Origin of the sequence: uncultured Megasphaera sp. (assembly GCF_958350005.1) — a bacterium.
Classification (GTDB): Bacteria; Bacillota; Negativicutes; order Veillonellales; family Megasphaeraceae; genus Megasphaera.
Genome location: NZ_CATWFF010000190.1, coordinates 1 through 3,679, shown reverse-complemented (window position 1 = coordinate 3,679; position 3,679 = coordinate 1). Strand labels below are relative to the sequence as shown.

5 protein-coding genes are annotated in these 3,679 nt (G+C 47.5%); 2 read left to right on the top strand and 3 right to left on the bottom strand.

All coding sequences use genetic code 11. From position 1 onward, the window contains the following. The first annotated feature begins 190 nt into the window (after positions 1-190). Positions 191-622 carry a DUF805 domain-containing protein gene (locus Q3886_RS09250; protein ID WP_301861138.1) on the top strand — a complete coding sequence of 144 codons (432 nt, stop codon included), beginning with the start codon at positions 191-193 and terminating at the stop codon, positions 620-622. Between the two features lie 70 nt (positions 623-692). On the opposite strand, the gene Q3886_RS09245 is transcribed toward Q3886_RS09250, so the two are convergent. Further along, positions 693-1,577: a LysR family transcriptional regulator gene (locus Q3886_RS09245; RefSeq protein ID WP_301861136.1), complete on the bottom strand. Its 885-nt coding sequence runs from the start codon at positions 1,575-1,577 to the stop codon at positions 693-695. A gap of 162 nt (positions 1,578-1,739) precedes the next feature. Here Q3886_RS09245 and Q3886_RS09240 point away from each other — a divergent pair, with 162 nt between their 5' ends. Next, complete coding sequence (locus tag Q3886_RS09240; RefSeq protein ID WP_301861135.1) at positions 1,740-2,702, top strand: TDT family transporter; 963 nt, start codon at positions 1,740-1,742, stop codon at positions 2,700-2,702. A 342-nt stretch (positions 2,703-3,044) separates the two neighbouring features. Here Q3886_RS09240 and Q3886_RS09235 read toward each other — a convergent pair whose 3' ends face one another. Together Q3886_RS09235 and Q3886_RS09230 are read right to left on the bottom strand one after the other, a co-directional pair. Further along, on the bottom strand, positions 3,045-3,233 hold the full coding sequence (locus Q3886_RS09235; RefSeq protein WP_301861134.1) for a hypothetical protein: 189 nt from the start codon (positions 3,231-3,233) through the stop codon (positions 3,045-3,047). 164 nt (positions 3,234-3,397) lie between these two features. Continuing rightward, entirely contained in the window at positions 3,398-3,652 is a 255-nt protein-coding gene (locus tag Q3886_RS09230) for a hypothetical protein (protein ID WP_301861133.1), read from the bottom strand. Positions 3,653-3,679: the final 27 nt, after the last annotated feature.

Below are 3,679 nucleotides of genomic sequence, written 5' to 3'. Positions count from 1 at the left end.
ATTATACATAATGTCCTGTTTTTACCTCAAACCGTAACAGAGCTGTAACGAAATCGCTACAGCCTGTATACATTTCCCGTCCAGACTGGCCAGGAAAGCAAAAACCCGCCATGCCGGCCCTCTTGCTTTTCTGCCAGCTTCCCGTACACTAGATAATATAATAGTGTTACTGCAAAGGAGCGATCACCCTATGTCTACTTTATTGTCTTCTGCCTGGAAAGACCTGCCTGTTAAAGAAAAGTTTTTCTCCTTCAAAGGCCGGCTGAACCGGCAGCTCTTTATTTCCCTGACTCTCATGACCTGGATACTGGCCTTTGCCATTGCCCGCCTTTCAGCCTTGTCCCGTACAGCAGCGGGAGATACGATAGGATATATCTATGTCGCCCTGGCTGTGCTTCTTGCCATTCCGACGACGCTCATGACCTTGTCCATTGCCGTCCGCCGCTGGCATGACCTGGGAAAATCTTGGCGCTGCGTCTTTCTGAATATTGGCTGTTCCTTTATTCTCCCCCTGTCAGCCCTGCTGTACATGTATCTTTTCTGTACCAAAGGCACAACAGGTGACAACGCATACGGCCCCGATCCCCTGCAGCCTGCTGACGCAACTGAACAGGACAACTGACATATGATGCCCGCACAAAACCGGCGCAGCCCTTGACCTTGGGACTGCGCCGGTTATTGTTTTGCTGTCCTCAGACTTCACTTTGCCGTGCCATAGCCTGACAAATCTGGATGAACTGCTGAAACAGAGGCGACATATGCTTGTCTTCGTGATAGATAAGCTGAAAAATCCGCGAAAAGGAAACGCCGGCAATGGCATGCTGCTGCAGCTGTCCCTCCTTTACGGCTGAAGCCACCAGACGCTGCGATAATACGGCTGCGCCCAGACCAGCAATGACCGCTTCCACAATGGACGCCGTATTATTGTACACACCGGCAACCTGATACGACAGCCCATGACGAGCCATGGTTTCTTCAAAAACCTGCCGCGTGCCGCTTCCGGCTTCCCGAATAAAAAAGGGAAGAATCGGAAACGCGTCCGTCTGCAGTGCAGACGGCAAGTCATAAGAAGGGCTGGTAACGAGAACCATAGGATCTTCTGTCAATACGTGACGTACCAGATGGGGACTGCGCACTGCGCCTTCTACCATGGCCACATCGAGATCGGCTTTTTCTATCATCTCTTCCAATTCTTCCGTATTATGAATTTCAGAGCGAATCCGGCAGGGAGCCAGCTGCTGCCGGACCGCTTTCAGGACAGGAATAAGCAGAGTCTCTCCAATCGTAACGCTGGCGCCGACCTGAAGCGTTGCTTCCGCCTGAAAAGCACGCATATTGGCTTCCATACGATGATACGAATCCAAAAGCTGCCCGGCATAGATCTGCAGCTGTTTTCCCGGTACGGTCAGAAACAACCGGCGTCCGAGCCGCTCAAACAAGGGGACGCCATAATGCGCTTCCAGGGCAGCAATAGCCTGGCTGACGCTGGGCTGGGTCATATACAGTTCATGGCCAGCCTGCGTCATGGAGCCGGTCCGGCAAACAGCCAAAAAGATTTCAAAATACCGTAAGGTCATACTATCCTCCTTTCTCCATTCCTATACTACTATACTATATATCATAGGTAAATACCTATGTAAATAATAAAAATCATATATTTTACTTATGCTATAGCCTGACGTATACTAAACCCGTACTCAAGAGAGACACCATTCCAAAACAGAAAGAAGAGTGTTATCATGTTTTCTCGCGTTCCCATTCCCCTGGCCGGTTTAATGCTTGGCCTGGCAGCCTTAGGAAATTTATGGGCTCCCTATTCCCTGTCTATTCGCTATGCCTGCGGCCTTGCTGCCGCCCTGGCAGGACTGCTTCTGGTACTGCGCATCCTGCTTCATCCCGCTACGATCTCACGAGATCTGAAAACAAATTCTGTATTTGCCAGCGTAAGTGCTACCTTCTTCATGGCAGTCATGCAGCTCTGCACCTATACAGCTCCATCCTTTCCCGCAGCCAGTGAACGAATCTGGCTGGCAGCGATTATTGGTCATTTTCTCCTCATGATCGGTTTTACCTGGCAGTATATGCTGCATTTCTCCTTAAAAGACGTGTTCCCGACATATTTCATTGCCTATGTCGGCATTGTCGTCGCTTCCGTTACATCCCCTGTATTTCATCACGAACTCCTGGGTGAAGGCATTTTCTGGTTTGGTTTTATCGCCTATGCCTGCATGTTTGCCCTCGTTACGATCCGCTATTATTGCCGGCGGGATATTGCCGAAAGCGCTAAGCCTCTGTTCTGCATTTATACAGCGCCTATGAGCCTGAGCCTGACGGGATATCTGGCCTGTGTACAGGATAAAATGCCGCTGTTGGCTCTTTTCATGGTCATATGTGCACAGCTCTTATTCCTGCTCGTCCTGTATAAGATGCCCAAACTCCTTCGCCTGCCCTTTTATCCCAGCTACGCTGCTTTTACCTTCCCCTTTGTCATTACAGCCATCGCCCTTCGTCAAACAGTCCAATATCTGATGTCCCTTGGCTGGACGATTCCTGCCGTCCTCTATCCCATCATCTATTTGGAAATAGCCTGCGCTACAGCGATTGTCCTGTATGTAGCCGTACGATATGCTATCTACTTAATCCCGACGCTCTTTTCTCAGACCCCGGCATACCGCATGGTATGGCAGACCCTGCATCGGTAAAGGAAAGACAGATACCACCTGAGCTAGCTCTTTCCCATTAATTAGCGAAAACCTATACCTATACAGCAACAGGCGCAATCCGCTTCATTCGGATTGTGCCTGTTATTGGTATTCATATAGAAAAAACGGGGAATACGTTTAGATCGTTGGGCACAAACGCATTTGCTCCAAACCAAAAAATAACGCAATTCGAAAACTGCGTCATAGTAACATGTTGCACCTCATTTATACTTTTTCATCGACTAATTGAACCTGCAACGTCTTTCCTAATCCGTCAGCCAATCTTCTCATTGTTTTAAAAGATATATTCAATTTTCCATGTTCTATTTTGCTGATATCAGACTAATTAATTCCTGTTCGTTTAGAAAGTTCTTTTTGCGTTAAGCCCTGTTCTCTTCGGGCATCAATAAGAGCCTGAATAAATACAAATTCTGGTTCCAAATCTTCATAGGCTTTCCTAAATTCCGGGTTCATCAAACTTTCTTTCAAATCATCATCAAAACTATATTCTACGTTCTTATCGATCATCATGATATCCTCCTCACATTCGTCTCATATAATCTTCTTGATATTGTTTAGCTGTACGACTAAAATAAAACCCACGTAGGACGCAAAAACCGGCGAATCCCATTTCATCGGAATTGCGCCGGTTTGCGTTATTATAAACAGCACACACTATCATTACAGTTAAATCATTACCTCAGCATCGTCACATATACTAAGGCCAGAAGAACGCATACGCCAATGCCAATACTGGCCAAACTGTAGCGGCGATTATCTGTTTTCAGGCCACACATGGAAAGAACGACCATAGCCACGGCACAGACAGCACCAAACACACAAAATCCCATAAGTCCATGACGATACGACCACAGCGCCAGCATCAGGCCAGGAACGAAAGACGACACCATATTCACAACATTGCTGAACGACAAAAACTGCTTCCCCATCTATCCAACCACCTTAATATTCATTGT

What these genes read in the sequence shown, in the direction of transcription:
- Q3886_RS09235 (WP_301861134.1), bottom strand. Translation starts at nt 3,233, where the DNA reads ATGATGATCGATAAGAACGTAGAATATAGTTTTGATGATGATTTGAAA.
- Q3886_RS09230 (WP_301861133.1), bottom strand. Translation starts at nt 3,652, where the DNA reads ATGGGGAAGCAGTTTTTGTCGTTCAGCAATGTTGTGAATATGGTGTCG.
- Q3886_RS09240 (WP_301861135.1), top strand. Translation starts at nt 1,740, where the DNA reads ATGTTTTCTCGCGTTCCCATTCCCCTGGCCGGTTTAATGCTTGGCCTG.
- Q3886_RS09245 (WP_301861136.1), bottom strand. Translation starts at nt 1,577, where the DNA reads ATGACCTTACGGTATTTTGAAATCTTTTTGGCTGTTTGCCGGACCGGC.
- Q3886_RS09250 (WP_301861138.1), top strand. Translation starts at nt 191, where the DNA reads ATGTCTACTTTATTGTCTTCTGCCTGGAAAGACCTGCCTGTTAAAGAA.